The sequence below is a fragment of the Aneurinibacillus thermoaerophilus genome (assembly GCF_900099925.1).
In the GTDB taxonomy this organism is placed as follows: Bacteria; Bacillota; Bacilli; order Aneurinibacillales; family Aneurinibacillaceae; genus Aneurinibacillus; species Aneurinibacillus thermoaerophilus.
Map to the genome: position 1 here is coordinate 24,863 of NZ_FNDE01000013.1, position 21,209 is coordinate 46,071.

At 48.9% G+C, this 21,209-nt stretch carries 22 protein-coding genes; all 22 read right to left on the reverse strand.

All coding sequences use genetic code 11. The features are described from left to right. Window positions 1–8: 8 nt before the first annotated feature. Entirely contained in the window at window positions 9–1,226 is a 1,218-nt protein-coding gene (locus tag BLR88_RS08515) for an ABC transporter permease (protein WP_057897446.1), read from the reverse strand. Then, a complete protein-coding gene (locus BLR88_RS08520) occupies window positions 1,226–1,924 on the reverse strand; it encodes an ABC transporter ATP-binding protein (protein ID WP_057897445.1) in 699 nt (232 codons plus the stop codon). Before BLR88_RS08520 ends, BLR88_RS08515 begins: the two co-directional genes overlap by 1 nt. After that, window positions 1,917–2,087, reverse strand: a complete 171-nt coding sequence (locus tag BLR88_RS19510) for a hypothetical protein (RefSeq protein ID WP_156423982.1) — start codon at window positions 2,085–2,087, stop codon at window positions 1,917–1,919. The genes BLR88_RS08520 and BLR88_RS19510 overlap by 8 nt, the downstream gene beginning before the upstream one ends. A gap of 16 nt (window positions 2,088–2,103) precedes the next feature. Continuing rightward, a complete protein-coding gene (locus BLR88_RS08525; protein WP_057897444.1) occupies window positions 2,104–4,038 on the reverse strand; it encodes a polysaccharide biosynthesis protein in 1,935 nt (644 codons plus the stop codon). 15 nt (window positions 4,039–4,053) lie between these two features. Beyond that, a complete protein-coding gene (locus BLR88_RS08530; protein WP_057897443.1) occupies window positions 4,054–5,211 on the reverse strand; it encodes a DegT/DnrJ/EryC1/StrS family aminotransferase in 1,158 nt (385 codons plus the stop codon). Between the two features lie 5 nt (window positions 5,212–5,216). Beyond that, complete coding sequence (locus BLR88_RS08535) at window positions 5,217–5,843, reverse strand: sugar transferase (protein ID WP_057897442.1); 627 nt, start codon at window positions 5,841–5,843, stop codon at window positions 5,217–5,219. Window positions 5,844–5,891: 48 nt separating this feature from the next. After that, complete coding sequence (locus tag BLR88_RS08540; RefSeq protein ID WP_057897441.1) at window positions 5,892–6,602, reverse strand: N-acetyltransferase; 711 nt, start codon at window positions 6,600–6,602, stop codon at window positions 5,892–5,894. 4 nt (window positions 6,603–6,606) lie between these two features. After that, window positions 6,607–7,902: a glycosyltransferase family 4 protein gene (locus BLR88_RS08545; RefSeq protein WP_057897440.1), complete on the reverse strand. Its 1,296-nt coding sequence runs from the start codon at window positions 7,900–7,902 to the stop codon at window positions 6,607–6,609. A 312-nt stretch (window positions 7,903–8,214) separates the two neighbouring features. Beyond that, window positions 8,215–9,552, reverse strand: coding sequence for a nucleotide sugar dehydrogenase (locus BLR88_RS08550; protein ID WP_057897439.1), 1,338 nt, complete (start codon window positions 9,550–9,552; stop codon window positions 8,215–8,217). Next, window positions 9,549–10,682, reverse strand: a complete 1,134-nt coding sequence (locus BLR88_RS08555) for a DegT/DnrJ/EryC1/StrS family aminotransferase (RefSeq protein ID WP_057897438.1) — start codon at window positions 10,680–10,682, stop codon at window positions 9,549–9,551. The genes BLR88_RS08550 and BLR88_RS08555 overlap by 4 nt, the downstream gene beginning before the upstream one ends. 1 nt (window position 10,683) lies before the next feature. After that, the gene (locus BLR88_RS08560; RefSeq protein WP_057897437.1) at window positions 10,684–11,751 is read right to left on the reverse strand and encodes a Gfo/Idh/MocA family protein; all 1,068 of its coding nucleotides are present in this window, start codon (window positions 11,749–11,751) and stop codon (window positions 10,684–10,686) included. 241 nt (window positions 11,752–11,992) lie between these two features. Continuing rightward, complete coding sequence (locus BLR88_RS08565) at window positions 11,993–12,781, reverse strand: tyrosine-protein phosphatase (RefSeq protein ID WP_057897436.1); 789 nt, start codon at window positions 12,779–12,781, stop codon at window positions 11,993–11,995. Window positions 12,782–12,816: 35 nt separating this feature from the next. Beyond that, the gene (locus BLR88_RS08570) at window positions 12,817–13,503 is read right to left on the reverse strand and encodes a CpsD/CapB family tyrosine-protein kinase (RefSeq protein WP_057897435.1); all 687 of its coding nucleotides are present in this window, start codon (window positions 13,501–13,503) and stop codon (window positions 12,817–12,819) included. After that, window positions 13,500–14,264: a YveK family protein gene (locus tag BLR88_RS08575; RefSeq protein ID WP_057897434.1), complete on the reverse strand. Its 765-nt coding sequence runs from the start codon at window positions 14,262–14,264 to the stop codon at window positions 13,500–13,502. The genes BLR88_RS08570 and BLR88_RS08575 overlap by 4 nt, the downstream gene beginning before the upstream one ends. A 672-nt stretch (window positions 14,265–14,936) precedes the next feature. After that, the gene (locus tag BLR88_RS08580; RefSeq protein WP_057897433.1) at window positions 14,937–16,115 is read right to left on the reverse strand and encodes an aminotransferase; all 1,179 of its coding nucleotides are present in this window, start codon (window positions 16,113–16,115) and stop codon (window positions 14,937–14,939) included. Next, complete coding sequence (locus BLR88_RS08585; protein WP_057897432.1) at window positions 16,112–16,609, reverse strand: Lrp/AsnC family transcriptional regulator; 498 nt, start codon at window positions 16,607–16,609, stop codon at window positions 16,112–16,114. Before BLR88_RS08585 ends, BLR88_RS08580 begins: the two co-directional genes overlap by 4 nt. A 158-nt stretch (window positions 16,610–16,767) precedes the next feature. After that, complete coding sequence (locus tag BLR88_RS20105) at window positions 16,768–17,043, reverse strand: DNA-directed RNA polymerase subunit beta (RefSeq protein WP_057897431.1); 276 nt, start codon at window positions 17,041–17,043, stop codon at window positions 16,768–16,770. Between the two features lie 4 nt (window positions 17,044–17,047). Then, complete coding sequence (locus BLR88_RS08595) at window positions 17,048–17,893, reverse strand: flagellar hook-basal body protein (protein ID WP_057897430.1); 846 nt, start codon at window positions 17,891–17,893, stop codon at window positions 17,048–17,050. Between the two features lie 13 nt (window positions 17,894–17,906). Beyond that, entirely contained in the window at window positions 17,907–18,806 is a 900-nt protein-coding gene (locus BLR88_RS08600) for a flagellar hook-basal body protein (protein WP_057897429.1), read from the reverse strand. A gap of 103 nt (window positions 18,807–18,909) precedes the next feature. After that, window positions 18,910–19,926 carry a rod shape-determining protein gene (gene mreB, locus BLR88_RS08605; RefSeq protein WP_057897428.1) on the reverse strand — a complete coding sequence of 339 codons (1,017 nt, stop codon included), beginning with the start codon at window positions 19,924–19,926 and terminating at the stop codon, window positions 18,910–18,912. Window positions 19,927–20,004: 78 nt separating this feature from the next. After that, the gene (spoIIID, locus tag BLR88_RS08610) at window positions 20,005–20,292 is read right to left on the reverse strand and encodes a sporulation transcriptional regulator SpoIIID (RefSeq protein ID WP_057897427.1); all 288 of its coding nucleotides are present in this window, start codon (window positions 20,290–20,292) and stop codon (window positions 20,005–20,007) included. A gap of 131 nt (window positions 20,293–20,423) precedes the next feature. Beyond that, entirely contained in the window at window positions 20,424–21,164 is a 741-nt protein-coding gene (locus BLR88_RS08615; RefSeq protein WP_057897426.1) for a M23 family metallopeptidase, read from the reverse strand. Window positions 21,165–21,209 lie beyond the last annotated feature (45 nt).

The window sequence follows — 21,209 nt, forward strand, 5'->3', positions numbered from 1 at the left end:
CTCCATAATTATTCGTAGCGCAACGCTTCGATCGGGGGAATCCTTACCGCCCGCAGCGCCGGAATCATCCCGAACAGAAGACCTGCACCGATCGCAAACACAATCGTATACCCTACCATCTCCAGCGGAATATGGTTCGGCAGTATCGGAAAATACGTGTGAATGGAATAAAGAATTCCGTATGTCGCGGCCAAGCCGAGCAGGGCGCCTGTCACGCTTAAAAAAACCGCTTCAAACAAGAACTGGGCGAGAATATGCCACGATTTTGCCCCAACCGCCTTGCGAATCCCAATTTCCCTTGTCCGCTCTTTCACCGTCAAAAGCATTACATTCATAATCCCAATACCCCCAACCAAAAGCGCGATACCGGTAATCGCAAGGGTAATCACACCGACCAGATCCATCACGGTTTTGATAACATGAATCACTTCTTCTGCCTTTACCAAGTTGAAATCTTTTTTCTTATGGTTTTGTCCGATAACATTGTTGATCTGCTTTTCGACCTGCGGCACGTTTTCCGTCTTTTTCGCGGTGAAAAATAGCAAAGAAGCATTGTCCACGTTGCCTATCTTTTCAACCACATGGTATGGCGCATATACCCGATCATCAATATTGAAACCGAACATTTTCTTCTCATCCAGAACGCCGATCACCATAAAATTCTCCCGGTTAATCGTAACCGTTTTTCCGACCGCAGGCCTGTCGCCGAATATGTTGTGCTTAATGTTGGCCCCAAGTACAATGACATGCTTGTTCTGCTTGCATTCGGCATCGGTAAAAAATCGCCCATCCGCCAACCTGACATCAAGAATAGGCAGAAGATCAGGCGTTGTCCCGGTAAAAATCATTTCATATCCTTTTTTGTTATACATAAGCACGCCCATGAATTCATTTTGTGGTGCCGCCTTTTCTACGCCCGGAACCCGCGCTTTAACATCCATCGCATCCTTGTATGTGAGCGTGCTGGCGGAAGGCGCGAAGGAAGCAAAGTCGGAAATACCGCTATCAATGGCTTTCTTATTCAGCAACTTGCCCGGTACAACGGTAATCTGCCGGGCGCCAAGCCCGGAGAATTGTTGCAACAAGCTCTGGCTAAAATTGTAGAGCACCGTCATCATCGAAATAACGAGCAGCGCGGCGACCGCCACGCCCAAAATCGCCAGCAACGAACGACCGCGATACATCCAGATGCCACGCAAGGCCATCCTCACATTACGGAATAGCATTACCCGCGGTTCGCCTCCCTTTCCGGCGCACCACGATACGGAACGAGCTTGCGATCCAGCATATACAGAATTCGTTCCGCAATCCGGGCCAGCTCGTAATCGTGGGTTACCAGCATGATGGTTTTGCCCTGTGCATGCAGACGTTGCAAAATGTTGATCACCTCTTGTTTGGATTGCGCATCCAGATTTCCTGTCGGTTCGTCGGCCAACAGAAGCGAGGGCGAGGCGACAATCGCGCGGGCAATGGCTACTTTCTGCTTTTGACCGCCGGACAGGTGAACGGGTACGTCTTTTTTGCGTGAAAGCATCCCGACCCACTCTAGCGCCTCATCCACCCGCTTGCGCTTCTCCCGGGCAGACATCCGGGTATACTGAAGCGGCAGGGCAACATTCTCGCCGACGGTCAGCCGAGGAACGAGCATGAACTGCTGAAAGATAAAGCCAATATGGCGGTTGCGGATAGCAGCCAGGCGGCCCCCGCCATATTCGGTTACATCTTGTCCGGCGAGCCGGTATGTGCCTGAGTCGGGCTTGTCCAGAAGCCCAAGGATATTTAGCAACGTCGATTTGCCGGAGCCGGAAGGGCCGAGGATGGATACGAATTCACCCTGTTTCACATTCAAGTCCAGATCTTCAATGACGGTTCTTTTTTCCCGCCCATCTTTGTAGTGGCGGGAAATGCCCCGAAGCTCAATCATAGTTGCCCATCCGTTCTATGAATGGTTTGAGCTGGAACACGATGTCATCCACAATGTCGCGCGTGTCCATCGTGTCGAGCTGTTCGCCTTTTTGATAGACATCCAGCAAAATATGAAGCAGAATTTTTTGATCGAGCTCGCTTTCCATGAGTTTCGCCATCACCAGATATCAACTCCCATTACTTTTCGGCGCCAAGCGCCACTTCGAGTTTCAGCCGTTTCACGATCGTCTCCGCCGCTTTCTGCTTGCTTTTCGCTTCCGCGATGTCGGCCGCCGGCAACTGATATGTTGGCACAATCTCTTTCAGCATCGCCTTCATCTCTTCCGGCGCAACCGGCATATAATTGTTGGAAGCCGCCTGTTCAAGCTTTTCAAGTTTGGCCATAAATTCCGGAACAGAGAACGGGGTCGCCCGGCCGATAAAAATCCGGTTATGCGCTGTCGCCGTCGTGCCTTCCTCGGCGGTCAGCAGCTCCTCATACAGTTTCTCGCCCGGTCGCATACCGGTGTATTCGATTTTGATATCACGTTCCGGTTCCAGCCCGGACAAACGGATCAGGTCGCGCGCTAGCTTATCAATTTTTACCGGCTCGCCCATATCAAGCACAAACGTCTCGCCACCCTCCGCGATGGCTCCGGCCTGAATAACCAGCTGCACCGCTTCCGGAATGGTCATAAAATAGCGAACCATCTCCGGGTGCGTCACAGTGACAGGGCCGCCTTCTTTGATCTGCTGCTTGAAAAGCGGAATCACACTACCGCGGCTGCCCAGCACATTGCCAAAGCGTACCGCAACGAATTTCGTGCTGCTGCGACGGTTCAGGCTCTGGATAATCATCTCGGCAATTCGCTTGGTCGTGCCCATTACGCTTGTCGGATTGACCGCTTTGTCCGTCGAAATCAGAACGAAACGCTCCACGCCAAACAAGTTGGCGCACTGGGCCACGTTTTTCGTTCCAATAACGTTGTTCTTAATCGCTTCCGCTGGATTGCGTTCCATCAGCGGCACATGCTTGTGCGCCGCAGCATGGAACACCACCGCCGGGCGATATCGGTCAAACACTTCCACAATCCGCTGCCGATCCTGGATATCAGCGATAATCGTCTCATATTTCAGGTTTGGATATTTGCGTTTCAGCTCGTTTTCGATTGCGTAAATGCTGTTTTCACCATGGCCGAGCAGAAGCAACGTTTCCGGGTCAAACGCGGAAATCTGACGGCACAGCTCCGAACCGATCGAACCGCCCGCCCCCGTCACCAATACAACCTTACCTGTCACATAATCGGCAATTCCTTTCAGATCGACTTCCACCGGATCGCGTCCGAGCAAGTCTTCCACATTGACATCGCGAATCGTACTGATCGACACCTTGCCATGAATCACATCGCTGACGCGCGGCAAAATTTTAATATTTGCCGCCGTCTTCTTGCAGATATTAATGACTTTTGCCGTTTCCGACTTTGCGGCGGACGGCAGCGCCAAGATGATCGTATCAATGCCAAGCCGCTTTACGACAGCCGGGATGTCGCGGCGCGTGCCAACAACGGGCAACCCGGCCACTTCCATGTACAGTTTGGATGGATCGTCATCAATGAACGCGACCGGATACAGCGTCGTGTCTGGAAAACGCTGAAGCTCCTTCGCTACGAGCGTGCCCGCGTCCCCGGCGCCTACAATGAGCGCCTTTTTATGGTGCGGCTGGATTTTCACGTATCTGCCGCGCGCGATGCGCCAGATCAGGCGCGAACCGGCAATACCGACCGTTGTCGTCATCCATGAGAGAAGGAAGATCGAAAGCGGGATGACGATACCCACCCCCAGCGCGCGCGCCGTAAAATACAACGCAAAGGTCAATACCAACGCCAGTGTGGTTGCGCGAATGATAAGCAAGAGTTCGCCGATGCTTGCATACTTCCAGACGCAACGATAAAGATGTGATACATAAAACACACCGCATGTAACAAGCAAAATCAGTCCTATCGCATACGGCATACTGTTCCAGAACGGCTCCGGAATGTGTCCTTCGAACCGGAGCAAATAGCTGACAAGCACCGATCCAAGCACGATGAAAGTATCAACCGCCAACAACAGAATTCTCTGCGCATATTTCACAGCGGCTCACCTCCGTTATTTCGTTTCGATATACAGTTTAAGCGCTCGTTTAATACCCTGAATCACCCGTTCCTGCTCCTCTTCCGTTAGGCTGGAGCCGGAAGGCAAGCAAATGCCGTTATGGAATAATTCATCAGATACACTGTGCCCTTCCGCGTGCGGATAATATTTGCAACCTGTAAACAATGGTTGCAAATGCAGCGGTTTCCAGACCGGACGCGCTTCGATGTTTTCTTCTGCGAGCACATCCACAATCTCAGCCGCGCTTACGCCGGTCTGTGCTGGATCTACCGTCAGAGCAGTAAGCCAGCGGGTCGCAAAACCGGATTCTGCTTCCGGCATAAATGCGAAACCTGGCACATCCGCAAGCGCATTGACATAGCGATCAAACACTGCGCGGCGAGCTTGTATCCGTTCATCCAGCACGCGCAACTGACCGCGACCTACTCCCGCGAGAATGTTGCTCATCCTGTAGTTATAGCCCAGCTCGCTGTGCTGGTAGTGGCGAGCCGCATCGCGCGCCTGTGTTGACCAAAAACGAGCTTTCTCCAGCGCTTCCGTGTCGTCCGAAACAAGCATGCCTCCGCCAGACGTAGAAATAATTTTGTTTCCGTTAAAGGAGTACACACCGAAGGCACCGAACGTACCGCTCTTTTTGCCTTTGTATGTCGCGCCGAGCGACTCGGCCGCATCCTCAAGCACCGGAATACCGTATTTTTCGCACAGCGCAAGCAGCGGCTCCATATCAGCGCTCTGACCGTACAAATTCACAATTACAACCGCTTTCGGCAACGCGCCTTCCGCTTCAGCGTCCCGCAGCGCTCGCTCCAGCGCGCCGGGCGACATATTCCATGTCTCCGGTTCGGAGTCGATAAAGACCGGCGTTGCGCCCTGGTACAAGATTGGATTGGCGCTCGCCACAAACGTTAAACTTGAACAAAACACCGTATCGCCCGGCCCGACACCCAACAGGCGCAGACCAAGGTGAATGGCCGCCGTGCCAGAACTGAGCGCAAGCGCTCCCTTCGCGCCGACATACTCAGCCAGTTCGCGCTCGAATTCTTCCACGTTCGGCCCGAGCGGCGCAATCCAGTTCGTCGCAAATGCTTCCGCGATATAATGCTGCTCTTCTCCACTCATGTGTGGCGGAGATAGGTAAATTCGTTTGTTCATTGTTCTCATGCCTCTTTCCGCTCATTTTGGTACGTATTCCCGCTCTGTCCCATAAACTCCGTCGTCGTCGCATGCCCTTCTTTGTTAATGCCTTCCGAGCGGATCACTTTGAAAAGCGTCAGCCACAAAATTTTCATGTCCAGCCAGAATGACTGGCGATCCACATACCAGACATCCAATTCAAATTTTTCTTCCCAGCTGATGGCGTTCCGTCCGTTCACCTGCGCCCAGCCGGTAATGCCGGGTTTTACCTCATGACGGCGAGCCTGGCGCGGCGTGTAGCGCGGCAGATATTCCATCAGCAATGGACGGGGCCCAACCAGGCTTAGCTCGCCTTTGACCACATTGAACAGCTGCGGCAATTCGTCGAGGCTAAGCCTGCGTAGCCAGCGTCCGAACCCGGTCAGGCGAACTTCGTCAGGCAACAACTCCCCGTTTTCGTCCCGCTCGTCGGTCATGGTGCGGAATTTGTAAATGTAAAATGGCTTGCCGTGCAGACCGGGACGCTTCTGTTTAAACAGGACAGGCGAACCCAGCTTTATACGCACAAGCAGGGCGGTAATACCCATAACCGGAAGGGTCACCACCAGCAGAACTAGTGCGCATACCAGGTCAAATACTCGTTTTGCCATGTTCTCCCCTCCGTTTCGCTGCCATCATCGTCAGCTATTTGTCCCGTCTTACCCTTGATTGCGCAGCAATTGGTCTTCAGGAACATCACGCAGCTTTCTGGCCGGAATACCCACAACCAGTTCTTCCTTCTTTACATCCCTCGTAACGACGCCGCCGGCCGCGACCGTTCCGTCCTCTTCAATCACAATGCCCGGCAGTGTAATAGCACCTGCACCAATGCGGCCACCGTCCTTGACGGTAATGCCTTTCATCTTACCGAAGCGCTCTTTGCTGCGGGCCATATAGTTGTCATTGCTGGTGACAACGCCCGGCGCGACAAACACATGGTCGCCAAGATTGGAATATGCCGTGATATAGCAATTGGTCTCCAACTTGCATTTGCGGCCGATGGAGCAATCGTTCTCAATTGCAACGCCGCGGCCTACGATCGTACCTTCCCCCACCGTCACGCGTTCACGAACGGTGGCAAGGTCAGCTACAAATACTTCATTTTCCAGAACAGCTCCCGCATAGATGATAGCCGATGTGCCAATCGTGCAACCGTCGCCGATTACGACCGGGGGATTCTTTTTCACTTCTTTCAGGGCAGAATGTTTCGCTTTAACCGGTTGTTTGCCAATGACCGCGTTATCCTGAATGACTACGTTATGCCCAATGACACTGCCCGCGTAAATGATAACGTTATGCCCGATTGTCACATTCTCTCCCAGCACAACGCTGTCCTCAATAATCGTGTTTTTACCAAATGTTATGTTCATATGTTTAGTTTCCTCCCTTCTTGGTTGCTCCGACCTGTACCGGTGCCACCGCCAGACGATCGCAACCACCGTACGACAAATCTTCTTCTATAACATTAATGAAACGGTGTGCCAGCTTTTCCCACGAGTGATTGCTCTCTACATAGAAACGCCCCTTCTCTCCCATTTGGTGAAGAGCGGTTTGATTTATGGCTAACCATTGCAATGCTTGCGCCATTTCCTGCGGATTGCTAACTTTCAAACCAGCGCCTGAGGTTTCAATTGGCGTTTCCGGTAGCTGGCATAACAGCACGATCGGAAGCTTCGCTGCCATATAGTCATACATCTTATTTAAACTGAATCCCCATTTGTAAATTTCTGCGTCCTGCATAGAAATCAGCCCCACATCGGAACGAAGCAGAATCTCCGGAACTTCCTCTTTTTTGACAGGAGGAATAAAAGTTATATTGGTTAACTTTTCTTTTCTCGCCCGTTCTACAAGCCGCTGCTTCTCCGGTCCATCCCCAATCATAAGAAAATGAATGTGATGATTTCGGTCTTTCAGAATACCGGCTGCATCAAGCACCGGATCCAGATGGTTGGCAATGCCGTGCGCACCCGTATACGTAACAATCAGCTTGTTCTCCAAAGAAGCGAACAACCGCTCAAGATCCGCGGAAAGCAAAGCCTGCTGCTCATACCGCTGCAGGTCGGCACCATTCGGAAGATACAGCACTTTTTCTGTATCAATCCCCTGCTGGGCCACATACTTATCCGCCTTGTCAAACAGGACGATAATACGGCGGGCATTTCTGTATAAAAAAAGCTCTAACTGACGGAGCATCCAAACGACCGGATTCCGTTCAGAAACTTTGCCGAGATCGATCAAGGTTTGTGGCCATAAGTCTCGCTCTTCAAAATAAAACGTACAATTGAACTTTTTGGCGAGCAAACAACCAACAAGCGCCGCCAGCGGGTGCATGAGTGTTCCGATAATTAAATCCGGTTTTTCTTTTCGTTTTTTGCCAAGCAAATAAGCATGGATGGTATAGCTCAGCATGTTGGCGACCCTGCGCCAATCGTTCTTCTTATAGGCAGGTGTTTTGATCCAGACGAAGCGGACGCCATTATACTGTTCTTCCTTCCATCGCAGATGCTTTTCCGGAATATAACGCTCCTTTCTCTCCTGATGGGTAAAGGAAGAAGCAAAAATCGTGACGTTATAATTGTGTTTGACAAGCTCTCGAGCTAAATCGTAATGACGCGTACCACCGCTCGCACCTGGTGCAATCGCATAATGGTTAAAAATCCAGATGTTCACCTCTTGCTCTCCCTCCTTTCAAAATCGAAAATTCCAGGCAATTCATTCCTCCATCCCATCGATAAACCACTTGCTTATCGGTTTGCATGGAAGAAATAAGAAAACAGCTGGAAAGATACAGATACTGTAACCTTTCCAGCCAATCTTTCACCGTTCCCTTTTCTGCAAGCTTTTTTCCTGATTAATTCACGGCGAGAAAAGCCAAAAGAATAAGGTGCTGAAAAGGGAGAAAACGACAAGTCAAGAGAGCGCAAATTCCAGTCATATAGCTCGATGTTTCCATATGCCTTTCATCACACCCCTTCAATATTCTTATAAAATTTCATATCGTTTCGGCTTGACCGCATTTTTCAGTGCATTTCTAGTATCAAGCACAGCGTACGCGGTACGGCCGATAAAATCGTAGTCAAAAGCGGTATGATCCGTTGTAATCACCACAAGATCTGCCTTTTTCAACGTTTCCTCCGTAAGATCGACCGACTCGTATTCCTTGCCATGGCGTTTAAAAGACAGAACATGTGGGTCGCTGTAAACGACATGCGCCCCTCTCTCCTCCAGGATGTCAATGATATGAAGCACTGGTGATTCACGAATATCGTCAATGTCTTTTTTATAAGCTACGCCAAGCAAATGGATCGTTGAGCCCTTCAGCGGTTTACCATCCTGATTCAACAGATTGGCAGCGCGCTCCGTCACGAATTCGGGCATGCTTCTGTTAATTTCGCCGGCCAGCTCGATCAAGCGTGTATGGTAGTTGTATTCTCTCGCTTTCCAGGTCAGGTAAAATGGGTCAATCGGAATGCAGTGTCCGCCAAGACCCGGCCCCGGGTAAAACGCCATGAACCCATAGGGCTTCGTTTTTGCCGCATCGATCATTTCCCATACGTTGATCCCCATCTTGTTGCACAGAATCGCCATTTCATTCGCCAGCGCGATATTAATATGACGGAACGTATTCTCATAGATTTTCTCCAGTTCAGCGACTGCCGGGCTGGATACTTCATGCACGTCGCTGTCCAGCACCGCACGGTACATGGAAGCAGCAACTTTGGTGCAATCCGGCGTTACGCCCCCGACCACTTTCGGTGTATTCTTCGTGTTAAACTGCTTGTTACCCGGGTCAACACGTTCTGGCGAATACGCCAGGAAGAAGTCCTTGCCGCAGACAAGCCCCGATTCTTCCAGAATCGGCTTGAGCAATTCTTCGGTCGTGCCCGGATATGTGGTACTCTCCAGCACAACGAGCATGCCAGGATGAAGATATTTCGCCACTTCACGCGCCGACGATTCCACATAACTTGTGTCTGGTTGTTGATAGGTATCCAACGGTGTTGGTACGCAAATTGCCACCGCGTCTACTTCGTTGATAAAAGAGTAGTCAGAGGTTGCACGCAGCTTTTTCCGCTCTACAATTTCGCGCAGATCATCGTCCACAACATCACCAATGTAATTGATACCTTGATTGACCATCTCGACTTTACTAGCCTGCACATCGAACCCAATGACGTTAAAACCGGCTTTCGCTTTCTCAACCGCAAGCGGCAAGCCGACATACCCGAGGCCCACCACACCGATAACGGCCGTTTTCTGTTCAATTTTTTGAATAAACTGCTCGACTAACGAAGTTGCGAACGCTGCTGCTTGTGTCATACTCTCTCTCCCTTCGCTTCGAAGAATTCGCGGACAATAGAAATGACATATTCCTGATCATCAATCGTCATTTCAGGATAGAGCGGCAGCGCAAGCGTACCGGCGGCCGCTTTTTCCGACTCAACAAGACTTCCGGCCACATATCCGAGGTCTTTATATACTTCCTGCCTGTGCAACGGTACCGGATAGTACACGCCGGTCGCGATACCGTGTTGCTGTAAATGACCTATAAGTTCATCGCGATACTTGGTTTGAATGATATAAAGATGGAAAACCGCTTCGCGATTTGGCTTTACGTATGGCAACTTGAGAGGCAGGTCTTTCAGCGCGTTGTTATACATCATGGCTTTTTCACGGCGTTGCCGGTTCCACTGGTCAATGTATTTCAGTTTTACCTGCAACATGGCCGCCTGAAGCGCATCGAGCCGGCTATTGTAACCGATCATGGAATGATAGTATTTCGGATTGCTACCATGTACGCGCAGAATTTGGATTTTGCGCGCCAGTTCTTCATTGTTTGTCACTACGATTCCGCCGTCCCCGTATCCGCCCAAGTTTTTCGTCGGGAAAAAGGAGAAACAACCGGCGGTTCCAAGCGATCCAATCTTTTTCCCATTGTATGTAGAACCGATCGCCTGGCACGCGTCTTCGACTACAAACAGGTTGTATTCATTCGCGATCGCCAATATTTCGTCCATATCAGCGGGCTGTCCGAAGATATGAACAGGCATAATTGCTTTTGTACGCGGTGTAATGGCTGCGGTAAGTTTTGCCGGGTCGATGTTGTATGTGTCTGGATCGATATCGACGAATACCGGTGTCGCACCCAGCCGCGAGATCACTTCCGCGGAAGCGAAAAACGTAAACGGAGAAGTAATCACCTCATCTCCCGGCCCGATTCCAAGCGCGTCCAACGTCAGAAGCAACGCGTCCGTACCGTTGGCGACGCCGATTGCGTATTTCGTGCCGCAGTATTCCGCCATAGCCTGCTCAAAATTTTTCACGAATGGCCCCATAATGTAGTTGCCGCTCTCAAGTACGTTGTCCACAGCCTGCTTAATTTCCGGTTTAATGTCCTGATACTGGGCGGTTAAGTCCAGCAAGGATACTTTGCGCATTGTCTTTGTCATATTAGTAAACTCCTCTCACTATTGTACTAACTACTTCTTTGTGATGGCTCCATTTTACGGGAGCGTGTTTTTCCGCCGCTTCGTATATGGTTAGTACGAGCTGAAGAGCATTACGCCCATCCCATCCGGTGACCAGCGGTTCTCTGTCTTCTCGAATCGCTCGGATCATGTCGGCGATAATATGCTGGTGACCCGGCGTACCATACGGATCCTGCTCTACCTTTTCCATGATTTTAGCAGTCTCTTTTTCCGGTATGTCTTTAAAAATAAGGTGTTTAATCCAGTTGGCAGTCCGTCCTGAAATGACCGCTGTTCCAGTTTCGCCGAAAATGCTAAGCGATTCTTCATAGTTTTGCGGGTACACCGTCGCGGCCGCCTCGATGATGCCAAGTGCGCCGTCTGTGAACCTCAACACAGCAACCGATACATCTTCCGCTTCGATATTGCGCAGGCGGGTCGCGTTATACGCCTGTACTTCTTCGACCGGTCCGGCAAGCCAGTACAGCAAGTCTAGATTATGAATCGCCTGGTTCATTAATACGCCGCCATCCATCGCCTTTGTACCGCGCCATGCCGCCTGATCGTAATAACTCTGGTCGCGGTTCCAACGCACGGTGGCATTCACGTGGCTAAGCTTGCCAAACAAGCCTTTGTCGATAAGTTTTTTCAGTTCTGTCACAGCCGGGCGAAAACGGTTTGGGTGTACTACAGACAGCTTGACATTGTTTTCCGCGCACGCCTGAATGATGCGATCCGCATCTTCCAGCGTCAGTGCGATCGGTTTTTCTACAATGACATGCTTTTTCGCCGCAGCAGCCTGCACGGCCAACGGAGCGTGTAGACCGCTTGGCGTGCAAATGTTGACTACATCAAGATCCGGTTCGTTCGCCAGCATCTCTTCCAGTGAAAGATAGCCACGAACGTTATGTTTTTTCATATATTCCTGAATTCGTGCAGGGTTCGTATCACAAACCGCTGCCAGCTCCGCTTGTTCAATATTACGAATTGCTTCGATATGCTTGGTCGCAATATGACCGCATCCAACGATAGCAAATGAAATAGTAGACATATAAACAAAAGCCACCCTTCATCCAAGAGATAAAATAAATTGAATGATTTCGGGATTGGTTATATAATAGTAAGAAGTAACATTTTGATAAAAAGATAGAATAGGTGAATTATGGGCATTCAACCCGACCTCACACCATACCCTCGACGATAAAACGTCTAAGGCATTGTTGCATGCCCACAGCATGGCCGAGTGCCTGCAGTGATAAAGGTGCAGCAGACTGTTACCTTGGCCCCGGCATTTAGAAGAGGCCGAAAAATTTTTTTCTTTTCTTTTTTGGTTCAAACGAGCGCGGCGGGGGCGCTATAATATCTTTTCCCGCAAGAACGAGACAGGCATTTTCCCGAAAGAAATGCGTGTACTGTTCTCCGATATTTCTATTAATCCATTCATAAGCCGCTTGCAGCGCGAATCCTCTTTTCGTTACATGGTGTGCGTCTGAAGCAATAAAGTGAATTAAATCGTGTTCAATAAGTTTGCGGGAAATGTTTTGTAAACGGCTGCCAAATTGACCGATGACGCTGGCTGCCGTCAACTGGGCAAACGCGCCTTCTTCCACCATGCGATGCAGGATAATGGGACGTTCGCATATTTCCTGATTTCGTTCTGGATGCGCAATAATGGGAAGATAACCTTCTACCTGCATATCAAACAACAGGCGGTACGTATAAGCTGGAACATGATCACATGGCAGTTCAATCAATACATACAACTGTGTTTCATTCATTGTTAACAACGTACGTTCTGCCGCCCGAAAATCCCGAAGAATGTCGCCATATAAATGCAGCTCCATTCCCGGAAAAATTGTGAGCGGAATCACATGTTCTTTCAATAAGCGATTCGCTTCATCCGTTTTCTGCAAAATCAAGGGAGCAGGGTTTTCATATTTTCCATCCTTATGGTGTGGCGTAGCGATCACATGCGTAATGCCATTCTGCACAGCATCTTTTGCCAGCGCCAGTGTATCCTCCGGACACTGCGCCCCATCATCCAGCCCCCATAAGATATGATTGTGAATGTCTACATTCATTCTGTTTTTCCCTTCCCTATCTAAACCTTTTTCTGCTAGTTCTTGTAATAATAGTAGTAATTGTTATGTTTTATTTGCTTATTATTAAGCACGACACCAAGCAGGCGCGCGTTTGTATGCTCAAGCTGCTGCTTGGCCCTAGCGGCCAGGTCACGGTTCGTTTTGCCCGCGTTGACAACCAGAATGCATCCGTCCACTAGTCTGGAAAGAATCGCTGCGTCTGCAACCGCAATGACCGGTGGTGTATCAAGAATGATCGCTTCAAATTGGCTATGCAATTCTTTTAATGCCAGCTTCATCTTCTTTGATCCTAATAATTCGGCAGGATTCGGCGGAATGGGGCCTGCTGTCATAATAGCAAGGTTCTCAATTCCGGTTTCTTGCACAGCATCTCGTAGCTGGATCTGACCTGCTAAGTATGTAGTCAGGCCCCGACGGTTCGGCACCTGAAAAATATGATGACCGGCTGGCTTCCGTAAGTCTGCATCTATGTATAGAGTGCGCTTAGCTGCCTGCGCCATCACCACAGCCAGATTGGTGGCAGTGGTTGATTTCCCTTCTGCCGGACCCGTGCTCGTAATTAAAATTGTTTTGATTTCTTCGTCTACACTCGCAAATTGAATGTTTGTACGTAACGTACGATATGCCTCTGCTATCTGCGATTTCGGGTTCCAGTAAGCAATTAATTTTTCATATCGCTTTTTATCAATTGCTGTATTCATCTGTTCTCACCTGCCGCTGCCATCCTAACTTTCTTTTCCTCTTTCAGCCTCGTGTGCTTCGCGCCGTTCTTTGCATCAATGACGGCAATCGTACCAAGCACAGGTAATCCGAGATGTTTTTCGACATCTTCTTCCGTTTTCAACGTATTGTCCATATATTCAAGCAAGAAAGCAAGGCCGACAGAAAGCATGGAGCTAATGGCCAAAGCAATCGCAACATTGACCAGAAGTTTTGGCTTTACTGGCGTGGCTCTCTCATCTGCCTTTGCTTTAGTAAGTACCTGAACGTTGTCCACTTTCATTAGCTTCACAATTTCCGAATTGAATGTCTGCGCTACTGTATTGGCGATAAGTGCCGCTCTTCGCTGGTTCGTATCTTCAGCCACAATAGAAATAATCTGTGAGTTTTTGACTGCGGAAACCTTAATCTGTTCAGTTAAGCTGGCTACTTTATCCGGTTCCCCCAGCTTTTGCGCTACAATTTCCATGATCCGCGGGCTTTTAATGATTACGCTATACGTTTCTATCAATTGCAGATTAGACTCAATTTCTGACATCGAAATGATTCCTGTCTTGTCTCCATCCTGTGATTTGTTTACAAGCAGTTCCGTTTTTGCCTCATACACAGGGGTCATCAGAAATTTGGTAACCCCCGCGCTGACTCCCACAACTCCCAGCGTAATCAGAACAACCATCCAAAGTCGTTTGCGAAGAATAGTGACCATTTCTCTAATATTGAGCGTTTCTTCTTGCAATGACATCCTCCAGTTCCTCTCTCAGATTTTCAATTTTTGTCGATGGCCTTCACGTAAATCAATATATAACAAGGTTTCGAAATGAAAAATGATACAAAAATTGTATTTTATTACGCTATTCTTGGTTAATTCATACCAACTTACTATTTTGAATTTTCAGTTTTAAACTTTACAATGTCACTTTTTTTAGAAGGTTTCATTATTTTTCTGTGATCAATTTATTAAAAGTATATGAAAAACATTATCATTTCGATTTTCATTTTTTCTCACTCTTTTCCTTATATATCAAGCGTTTCAGCCATTTTAATGCAAAGAGGTATGAAGTAAAAAATAATAATTCCTTCTTTTTTCCTTGACAATAAAATTTCTATGAATTTTCACCCAGATCAATCATATCTTTTTTTGTAGTAAATTATATGTCTTCCTATCAAACCCGCCTATTTTTCGAGTTTTTTCGTCATTTTTAAATAAGAAAATCTCGCGGACATTGTCGGTCTTTCTCTCCTTCCGTGCCACACGCTCCACATGAAAAAAAGAAAACATTTGGAACACACCTCGCAAGTTTTTCCTCACTTACTTATGAAAAGAAAGCATATGTTGCTTTATTACTGTAAAGTAACATATGCTTTCTTACTACAAAAAAAGAGAGGCATTCATAGCCTCTCAATCTATGAATATTTATTTGTATACCCGCAAAAAAGCATCCATACGATCGATAGCCACTTCCAGATTTTCGAGCGATGTAGCATACGAGCAACGGATGTGCGTCGCTCCACCTTCGCCGAATACATGACCTGGAACGACCGCCACCTTCTGCTCAAGAATCAGTTTTTCCGCGAACTCTTCCGCCGTCATACCGGTGGAAGCGATAGAAGGAAACGCATAAAAAGCGCCCTCCGGTTTGTGGCAGGGCAAGCCAATTTGCTCAAATGCCTTTACGACGTAATTGCGGCGTTGCCGGTAGCTCTCAACCATTCGCTTTTTCGCTTCCATACCGTGGCGCAGCGATTCAAGCGCCGCCACCTGTCCCATAATCGGGGCGCACAACATCGTATATTGATGAATTTTTACCATAGCCTGGATGATATCTTCCGGTCCCGCAGCGTATCCAATACGCCAGCCAGTCATCGCAAACGCTTTGGAAAATCCTGATAGCAAAATCGTACGCTCTTTCATTCCCGGCAGCGATGCAAAGCTCGTATGGCTTGTATCGTATGTCAGTTCCGCGTAAATCTCGTCGGAGATTACGATTAAGTCATGGCGTTTGACCACTTCCGCAAGCTTTGCCAGTTCTTCTTTCTTCATAATGGAACCGGTCGGATTGTTCGGAAAGCAAAAAATGATCGCCTTGGTTCTGTCTGTCACCTTTTCTTCAATATGCTGGGGCGTTAATTTAAACTGCTGTTCAATGGATGTCTGCACCGCCACGGGCACGCCACCCGCCAAGCGCACGACCGGATCATACGATACATAGCACGGCTCCACCACTAATACCTCATCGCCAGGATCAAGAATCGCACGCAGCGCCAGATCAATTCCTTCACTCGCTCCGACTGTAACCACAACCTCTTTGTCCGGGCTGTAATGGACATCAAAAGCAGCAGCAAGATATTTGCAAATCTCTTCCCGCAGCTCATACAGACCGCTATTAGACGTGTACGCGGTATAACCTTTTTCAAGCGAAGCGATCGCTGCTTCCCTTGTATTCCATGGCGTCACAAAGTCCGGCTCTCCTACCCCAAGCGAGATAACGCCTTCCATAGAAGACGCCAGTTCGAAAAACCGGCGGATGCCGGATGGCGGAATCAATTGGATCGTACGTGACAATCTACGGTTGGCAACCTGCATCGTACTCATGGCGTCACAACCATCCTTTTGTCATCCTCGGGCTGTTCTAAAATTACGCCGTCATGCTTATATTTTTTAAGAATAAAGTGCGTTGTGGTCGAAATGACAGAATCCAAAGCAGACAATTTCTCCGATACAAACTGCGCAACCTGACGCATCGTTTTTCCTTCAATAACGACCGACAAATCGTAAGCACCGGACATCAAGTATACGGACTGCACTTCTGGAAAACGGTAGATTCGCTCCGCTACATCGTCAAATCCGACATCGCGTTTCGGCGTTACCTTTACGTCAATCATCGCAGTCACCAGGTCATTTTCATCGACTTTTTCCCAGTTTACAATTGCCGGATACTTAATAATGACTTTCTCTTTCTCCAGCTTGGCAATCGTTTCTTTTACGTCTTCCACCGTCGTATCCAGCATCGTAGCGATAGTTTCTGCGGAACGGCGGCTGTTCTCCTCCAAGATGTGCAGCAATTCGCGCTGTTTCTCTCTCTCCATATTCATCCAACCTTTCTGCATAAACTTACTTTATTATTTTATCCAACAGCGCAGCTCGAAGCTTCTCTTTATCCTTATCCGGCTTCAGACCGCAAAGTTCTCCCCTGACTTATAATAATTTTTAAATAATTCCTATCAAAAAAAAGAAAAGTGTTCTTTTATCCGAACACAAGATCATACATGTGCTTCCATGTTTTTATATCAAACACTTCAAAGGCGTTGCCGTCGCCCAGAATGCTGTATCCCGTAATTAAGCCCGCCAACAGAGCGATAAATAAGAGAAAAGGCACAAGTGTAATTTTGAGAAGTAGCGGCATGCTTTCCCTTCTCTTTGCTCTTTTTTTCCGGGATGCTCTATTTTTCCGTGGATACTCCCGGGCGGCCGCCGCAGCTGAAACTGCGGAGCTAGACGGCTGTTTATGTTGTTCTGGCATCTTATCAACCTCTAAAAATTCGATTAGTAATATCCATCATCTGATCGTTGTATGAAAGCGCCCGCGCGTTAAATTGGAGCGCCCGCTGCGCCTCAATAAGCGAAGTCATCTCTTTACGCAGATCGACGTTGGACATTTCAAGGCCGCCCTGGCGAACCGCTAGGCCCGCTTGCAGCGTCATGCCCGCCGGGTTGCTCAGCCGCGCGTATTCGTTAAGCTCCGCCCCAGCCGGTATTGCATAGTAATTCTCTCCGACCCGTTCTAGTATATTCGGGTTCTGCACCGTGTATACCCCGAGGCGCGGTCCCTCCTGCTCCATACCGTTCAAACGATATGTAATCCGTCCATCCGCCTTCACTGTAAAATGCGTAGCGCCGACGGGAATACGGATCGGCTGGGGATCGCCGCCATCATCCATTACGAAATCGCCGGAGCCGGTTACCAACTGAAGCCAGTTTCCTGACGGTATAAGCTTAAAATTGCCGTCCCGGGTGAAAAGCGCCTGAGCACCGTTGGGCGACAACCGCTGTACGCGGAAAAACGCCTCTTCCCCCTCAAGGTACAAATCAGTAGGCACATCCGTCTTCTTGATGGCTCCTGAAGCAAAGTTGGTTTGCAGCATCGCTTCTTTCGTTCCGAATCCCGGTCGGGTGCCAAACGGCGTTAAGCGGCTAGGCTCATATCGCGCGTAAGGCTGATTGTTCAATCGACGAACCAAGAGCGTTTCAAACGTCGTATCCTGGCTCTTGAACCCCACAGTATCGGAATTAGCCAAATTATTCGCAATTGTATCAATGCGCAGCTGCGTCGCCCGCATGGCGGAAGCAGAGTTAATCATAGAATGGTTCATCACTTACACCTTCTTATCCGATTTTCCCGACTTCATTCAGCTTCTGCAACGTAATGTCATATGCCTGCAACACGCGCTGATTCGCTTCATAGCTGCGAAGCACCGCCATTAAATCAATCATCGTTCTGCCGGCGTCAACATTGGAACGTTCAATGTATCCCTGCTTGATGGAAACAGCCGGATCAACCGCCGGATTGTACAAAGTCGGCGCTCCATTTCCTGTATAACGAAAGGTCGTATCCGCCTCTTTCACAAGATCTGCTGTCGGATTATCGATTCGATAAATACCCAGTCGTATGGGAGCAGTGCCCGGATTTCCCAGCGCGATCAATCTCCCGTCGGACGTAACCTGCAAGTTCTCCTTATTCAACGGCGCGTCCCCGAGAAGCGCGCGCAAGTTAATCGGCTGACCAGCCGCATTCAGTACTGGATATCCTTCCATTGTGGTTAGTTGACCAGCGGCATTCATCGTCCAATTCCCGCTACGTGTATAGTAGACTTGTGGAGGACCTCCGCCTTCACCCGGCTTTTGAACCGCAAAAAACATGCGGGGCTGTACCTGCCTGCCGTCCACTTCGATAGTCGGAATTCCCCCGTCAACCAAAGCGATATCCAGCACTTTTCCTGTCTCAAAGATATCTCCCTGTGCAAAATTAGGCACTAATTCCTGATTGTATACTCCATGCGAAAGGCGGCCAATCACCTGCTTCGAGCCCGGAAACGCGGGCAGCCCCGCCACTCCACCGGCCGTGTCGCGAATGCGTTCCAGCAATAGCTCGGGGAACGTGCGGAATGTGGAGTTATCCGCTTTATACCCCGGTGTATTCACATTTGCCAAATTGTTCGTTAACGCGTCCTGCCGCGCCTGATTAGCAATCATGCCTGAAGCGGCAGCGTCTAGTCCACGCAGCATGTTCTTTCCCCCTGTTTTCCTCCATGACAGATAAAGGCAAGCGACGTAAATACGTCTTATTTATTATAGCAAATCAATCTCAAAAAACCTACGGAATCTATACTTACGAAAAAATCTTTTTACGCATTTTCCGCTGCGGAGACTTGTCCAAATTCTCCAGCATAATGCCTGTCCCTACCGCTACGCAGGCCATCGGACTCTCCGCGATGAGCACCGGCACTTTTAGTTCTTCACTCAGCAAACGATCCAGACCATGAAGCAGCGCTCCGCCCCCCGTCAGCATAATGCCGTGGTCAATAATGTCAGCCGCCAGTTCCGGTGGCGTGCGCTCCAGCACATTCTTCGAAGCCATCACAACAGCCTGAGCGACTTCCTGTAACGCTTCACATACCTCTTCAGATGTGACAGTGAGCGTCTGCGGTAAACCTGTCACCATGTCGCGGCCGCGAATATCGATCTCTTCCTTGCGCGATCCGGGAAACACCGTGCCGATTTGGATTTTAATATCTTCGGCAGTACGCTCCCCGATAAGAAGCTTATACTTTTCTTTAATGTATTTCATAATAGCGAGATCACACTTGTCCCCCGCCATCTTAATAGAAGAGGCGGTGACGATGTCTCCCATAGAAAGCACGGCTACATCGGTCGTCCCGCCACCCATGTCGACCACCATATGACCGTACGGCTGGAAAATGTCCATCCCGGCGCCTACGGCGGCCACTTTAGGTTCTTCTTCGAGGAACACTTCACGCGCTCCGCATTTTTGCGCCGCTTCCCGAATCGCTTTTTGCTCGACGGAAGTAATATTGGTCGGTGTACAGATCAAGATACGCGGCCGAGCCATGAAACCTTTGACGCCTATCTTCTTAATAAAATAATTAAGCATCGCCTCGGTAATCTCGAAGTCCGCAATCACCCCGTCTCTTAGCGGGCGGATAGCTACAATATTTCCCGGCGTGCGACCAACCATGCGGCGGGCTTCTTCCCCGACGGCCAGCACCCGTTTCGTATAGGTATCAATCGCTACAACCGATGGTTCATCAAGCACAACGCCATTGCCCTTTACATAAATGACGACGTTGGCCGTGCCCAAATCAATTCCGATATCTCTGCCCATCATGTGAGAGCCTCCCTGTAACTATTATATCATCAGAATATTGTACTACGCATATTGTCCTGTCACAAGGAGAATTTTCTCCTAGGCAAGCTCTTCGGCCTCCTTCTTCCGATATGCCTTGCTTTTGCGTTTGTACTTAATCTTAGTCGCTTCTCCCCCTCTTAGATGACGTACCGACTTATGATATTCGAGAATTTCTTTAACTTCATTGGCCAGTTCAGGATTGATTTCAGGCAGTCGTTCCGTCAAATCTTTGTGCACCGTACTTTTCGACACGCCAAACTCTTTGGCAATCTTGCGAACGGTATTTCTCGTTTCCACAATGTAGTGGCCGATTTTCATCGTCCGCTCCTTGATGTAATCGTGCACGCTTCTCGCCTCCTAATGCTAATTGGTCAGTGGTCTGATACATTATATTGAGGCAAGTGCGCATATATGCGAAAAAAGGCTGATAGCATGTACTATTCAGCCTTTTTTCTTCATTTTCTTTTATTTTCGTTTTATTTTGCCGAAGGCGTGTCTTCTTTTTTCAGCAGATATTGTTCTGGCGGTACTGTTTCTCCATTTTTATGCACCTCAAAGTGCAGATGGATGCCGAGTGCTTTTTCGAATACGTTGCGACCCGCCATTCCAAGTATTGTACCCTGATCGACCGTATCGCCAACCTTCACTTTAGCATCTTCAAGGCTGGCATATACGGTAGAAAGTCCGTTCTTATGCTCGATTTCTACCTGGTAACCGAGCATCGGGTCACGCTCCGCTTTTACAATTTTACCGGCGGCTGCGGCCATAACTTCAAAAGATTTCTTATCTTTGCTCGCAATCGCGATGCCTGTGTTCGGCCAGTAAGAGTTGTCATACTGAATAAGCGCGGCTTCCTGTTCTTTTTTGTCAGATGTGTCATCATAGAACCCCATAACTTTCTCGGTCTCATCCGCTTTTGCCGGCCAAGCGAGCGGTTTGTCGGATACGCTCACCGGTACAGCAGACTGTTCATTCTGCTTAACCTCAGCCACCTGCTGCGGCTGTGTCACTTCCGGCGTAGCCTTCTGTGGCACCCCTGTATTGTTTGAGAAATCTTTGCTGTTTTGATACCACATTACGCCCGCAAGAATAATAGCTGCAATTCCCATATACATTGCGGGAAAAATCCATTTTTTGCCCAAGATACGTCTCCAGCCACCGGATTGTACTTTTTGAATTGGAGAGGATGTTTCAGTAGCTTTTCTTTTTTCATCCATTGTTTATCACCTCAGCATCCAGTTTTGACAGGAATATGAGGGAAT

What these genes read in the sequence shown, in the direction of transcription:
- BLR88_RS08540 (WP_057897441.1), bottom strand. Translation starts at nt 6,602, where the DNA reads ATGAACATAACATTTGGTAAAAACACGATTATTGAGGACAGCGTTGTG.
- BLR88_RS08570 (WP_057897435.1), bottom strand. Translation starts at nt 13,503, where the DNA reads ATGAATACAGCAATTGATAAAAAGCGATATGAAAAATTAATTGCTTAC.
- BLR88_RS08600 (WP_057897429.1), bottom strand. Translation starts at nt 18,806, where the DNA reads ATGCTGCGTGGACTAGACGCTGCCGCTTCAGGCATGATTGCTAATCAG.
- BLR88_RS08565 (WP_057897436.1), bottom strand. Translation starts at nt 12,781, where the DNA reads ATGAATGTAGACATTCACAATCATATCTTATGGGGGCTGGATGATGGG.
- BLR88_RS08575 (WP_057897434.1), bottom strand. Translation starts at nt 14,264, where the DNA reads ATGTCATTGCAAGAAGAAACGCTCAATATTAGAGAAATGGTCACTATT.
- BLR88_RS08585 (WP_057897432.1), bottom strand. Translation starts at nt 16,609, where the DNA reads ATGGAGAGAGAGAAACAGCGCGAATTGCTGCACATCTTGGAGGAGAAC.
- BLR88_RS08550 (WP_057897439.1), bottom strand. Translation starts at nt 9,552, where the DNA reads ATGACACAAGCAGCAGCGTTCGCAACTTCGTTAGTCGAGCAGTTTATT.
- BLR88_RS08535 (WP_057897442.1), bottom strand. Translation starts at nt 5,843, where the DNA reads ATGGCAAAACGAGTATTTGACCTGGTATGCGCACTAGTTCTGCTGGTG.
- BLR88_RS08595 (WP_057897430.1), bottom strand. Translation starts at nt 17,893, where the DNA reads ATGAACCATTCTATGATTAACTCTGCTTCCGCCATGCGGGCGACGCAG.
- mreB (WP_057897428.1), bottom strand. Translation starts at nt 19,926, where the DNA reads ATGATGGGCAGAGATATCGGAATTGATTTGGGCACGGCCAACGTCGTC.
- BLR88_RS08560 (WP_057897437.1), bottom strand. Translation starts at nt 11,751, where the DNA reads ATGTCTACTATTTCATTTGCTATCGTTGGATGCGGTCATATTGCGACC.
- BLR88_RS08515 (WP_057897446.1), bottom strand. Translation starts at nt 1,226, where the DNA reads ATGCTATTCCGTAATGTGAGGATGGCCTTGCGTGGCATCTGGATGTAT.
- BLR88_RS08615 (WP_057897426.1), bottom strand. Translation starts at nt 21,164, where the DNA reads ATGGATGAAAAAAGAAAAGCTACTGAAACATCCTCTCCAATTCAAAAA.
- BLR88_RS08555 (WP_057897438.1), bottom strand. Translation starts at nt 10,682, where the DNA reads ATGACAAAGACAATGCGCAAAGTATCCTTGCTGGACTTAACCGCCCAG.
- BLR88_RS08530 (WP_057897443.1), bottom strand. Translation starts at nt 5,211, where the DNA reads ATGAACAAACGAATTTACCTATCTCCGCCACACATGAGTGGAGAAGAG.
- BLR88_RS08580 (WP_057897433.1), bottom strand. Translation starts at nt 16,115, where the DNA reads ATGAGTACGATGCAGGTTGCCAACCGTAGATTGTCACGTACGATCCAA.
- BLR88_RS08520 (WP_057897445.1), bottom strand. Translation starts at nt 1,924, where the DNA reads ATGATTGAGCTTCGGGGCATTTCCCGCCACTACAAAGATGGGCGGGAA.
- BLR88_RS20105 (WP_057897431.1), bottom strand. Translation starts at nt 17,043, where the DNA reads ATGCCAGAACAACATAAACAGCCGTCTAGCTCCGCAGTTTCAGCTGCG.